This is a genomic window from Curtobacterium sp. Leaf183, assembly GCF_001424385.1.
Classification (GTDB): Bacteria; Actinomycetota; Actinomycetes; order Actinomycetales; family Microbacteriaceae; genus Curtobacterium.
The window spans coordinates 1-3,411 of the sequence record NZ_LMPO01000003.1; the positions used below are offsets into that span (position 1 = coordinate 1).

The following is a 3,411-nucleotide window of genomic DNA, read 5'->3' on the forward strand; positions in this document are numbered from 1 at the left end:
CGGAGACAATTCCTTTTGGATTGAAGATTGTCAGTAGACAGTCAACAGTCAGAATCAACTCGCTGACACTTCGGTGTTGGTTGTAATTTTTTACGGAGAGTTTGATCCTGGCTCAGGACGAACGCTGGCGGCGTGCTTAACACATGCAAGTCGAACGATGATGCCCAGCTTGCTGGGTTGATTAGTGGCGAACGGGTGAGTAACACGTGAGTAACCTGCCCCTGACTCTGGGATAAGCGTTGGAAACGACGTCTAATACTGGATATGATCGCCGGCCGCATGGTCTGGTGGTGGAAAGATTTTTTGGTTGGGGATGGACTCGCGGCCTATCAGCTTGTTGGTGAGGTAATGGCTCACCAAGGCGACGACGGGTAGCCGGCCTGAGAGGGTGACCGGCCACACTGGGACTGAGACACGGCCCAGACTCCTACGGGAGGCAGCAGTGGGGAATATTGCACAATGGGCGAAAGCCTGATGCAGCAACGCCGCGTGAGGGATGACGGCCTTCGGGTTGTAAACCTCTTTTAGTAGGGAAGAAGCGAAAGTGACGGTACCTGCAGAAAAAGCACCGGCTAACTACGTGCCAGCAGCCGCGGTAATACGTAGGGTGCAAGCGTTGTCCGGAATTATTGGGCGTAAAGAGCTCGTAGGCGGTTTGTCGCGTCTGCTGTGAAATCCCGAGGCTCAACCTCGGGCTTGCAGTGGGTACGGGCAGACTAGAGTGCGGTAGGGGAGATTGGAATTCCTGGTGTAGCGGTGGAATGCGCAGATATCAGGAGGAACACCGATGGCGAAGGCAGATCTCTGGGCCGTAACTGACGCTGAGGAGCGAAAGCATGGGGAGCGAACAGGATTAGATACCCTGGTAGTCCATGCCGTAAACGTTGGGCGCTAGATGTAGGGACCTTTCCACGGTTTCTGTGTCGTAGCTAACGCATTAAGCGCCCCGCCTGGGGAGTACGGCCGCAAGGCTAAAACTCAAAGGAATTGACGGGGGCCCGCACAAGCGGCGGAGCATGCGGATTAATTCGATGCAACGCGAAGAACCTTACCAAGGCTTGACATACACCGGAAACGGCCAGAGATGGTCGCCCCCTTGTGGTCGGTGTACAGGTGGTGCATGGTTGTCGTCAGCTCGTGTCGTGAGATGTTGGGTTAAGTCCCGCAACGAGCGCAACCCTCGTTCTATGTTGCCAGCGGGTTATGCCGGGGACTCATAGGAGACTGCCGGGGTCAACTCGGAGGAAGGTGGGGATGACGTCAAATCATCATGCCCCTTATGTCTTGGGCTTCACGCATGCTACAATGGCCGGTACAAAGGGCTGCGATACCGTAAGGTGGAGCGAATCCCAAAAAGCCGGTCTCAGTTCGGATTGAGGTCTGCAACTCGACCTCATGAAGTCGGAGTCGCTAGTAATCGCAGATCAGCAACGCTGCGGTGAATACGTTCCCGGGCCTTGTACACACCGCCCGTCAAGTCATGAAAGTCGGTAACACCCGAAGCCGGTGGCCTAACCCTTGTGGAAGGAGCCGTCGAAGGTGGGATCGGTGATTAGGACTAAGTCGTAACAAGGTAGCCGTACCGGAAGGTGCGGCTGGATCACCTCCTTTCTAAGGAGCATCTGGTCAGTGCTGTCCACCGTCATGGTGGGTGGTGGCTGGTCCAGGCGCCCGATTCGGACCGACCGTGTCCGACGGGTAGCTCATGGGTGGAACATTGACAGTGCAGTGGGGGCTGATGCTTCCGACTCCAGTACGCCGCGCCTTCGGGTGTGGTTGGGACGGGTCGGGGTGGAGGTTCCTGCTGGTGCACGTTGTTGGGTCCTGAGGGACCAGGCTGCTGGTGACCTTCGGGTTGCCGGGGTTGGGCCGCATGGGTCGTGATGATCTGTGGGGGTCCTTCGATGGGCCACATGAAGCCGGCAGGTTCTGCTGGGGGAGTGTGGTGCCGATCGTATGTTGAGAACTACACAGTGGACGCGAGCATCTTAGATCGCTCGCCAGCATGCTCACCTTTCGGTGGGTGTGGTTGACGAGTCGATCGCAATTTTAATCTTTGTGGTCAAGTTTCTAAGAGCAAACGGTGGATGCCTTGGCATCTGGAGCCGAAGAAGGACGTAGAAATCTGCGATAAGCCTCGGGGAGCTGATAATCGAGCTGTGAGCCGAGGATTTCCGAATGGGGAAACCCCGCCAGGCGCTTTTGTGACCTGGTGACTCCCGCCTGAATATATAGGGCGGGTAGAGGGAACGTGGGGAAGTGAAACATCTCAGTACCCACAGGAAGAGAAAACAACATGTGATTCCGTGAGTAGTGGCGAGCGAAAGCGGATGAGGCTAAACCGATCATGTGTGATAGCCGGCGGGCGTTGCATGGTCGGGGTTGTGGGACACGTCGCTCAGTTCTGCCGGACTGGGGCGGTTACAGCGCATCATAGTCGAACCGGTTTGAAAGCCGGGCCGTAGTGGGTGCCAGCCCCGTAGACGAAATGGTGTTATGGCCGGATGTGTATCCCAAGTAGCACGGGGCCCGAGAAATCCCGTGTGAATCTGTCAGGACCACCTGATAAGCCTAAATACTCCCAGATGACCGATAGCGGACAAGTACCGTGAGGGAAAGGTGAAAAGTACCCCGGGAGGGGAGTGAAATAGTACCTGAAACCGTTTGCTTACAAACCGTCGGAGCACCCTTGTTGGTGTGACGGCGTGCCTTTTGAAGAATGAGCCTGCGAGTTAGTGATATGTGGCGAGGTTAACCCGTGTGGGGCAGCCGTAGCGAAAGCGAGTCTGAATAGGGCGATTGAGTCGCATGTCCTAGACCCGAAGCGAAGTGATCTATCCATGGCCAGGTTGAAGCGACGGTAAGACGTCGTGGAGGACCGAACCCACTTCAGTTGAAAATGGAGGGGATGAGCTGTGGATAGGGGTGAAAGGCCAATCAAACTTCGTGATAGCTGGTTCTCTCCGAAATGCATTTAGGTGCAGCGTTGCGTGTTTCTCGCCGGAGGTAGAGCTACTGGATGGCCGATGGGCCTCAACAGGTTACTGACGTCAGCCAAACTCCGAATGCCGGTGAGTGAGAGCGCAGCAGTGAGACGGTGGGGGATAAGCTTCATCGTCGAGAGGGAAACAACCCAGACTACCAACTAAGGTCCCTAAGCGTGTGCTAAGTGGGAAAGGATGTGGAGTTGCACAGACAACCAGGAGGTTGGCTTAGAAGCAGCCACCCTTGAAAGAGTGCGTAATAGCTCACTGGTCAAGTGATTCCGCGCCGACAATGTAACGGGGCTCAAGCACACCACCGAAGTTGTAGATTTCGCACACTAGACAAGCCTTCGTGGTTCAGTCGTGCGGAGTGGTAGGAGAGCGTCGTGTGGCGAGTGAAGCGGCGGAGTGATCCAGCCGTGGACGC

The 3,411-nt window shown here is 56.0% G+C and carries 2 rRNA genes; both read left to right on the plus strand.

From position 1 onward, the window contains the following. The first annotated feature begins 89 nt into the window (after positions 1–89). Positions 90–1,611: ribosomal RNA gene (locus tag ASG04_RS03250) — 16S ribosomal RNA — on the plus strand. 449 nt (positions 1,612–2,060) lie between these two features. After that, positions 2,061–3,411, plus strand: a 23S ribosomal RNA gene (locus tag ASG04_RS03255); the annotation flags it as partial.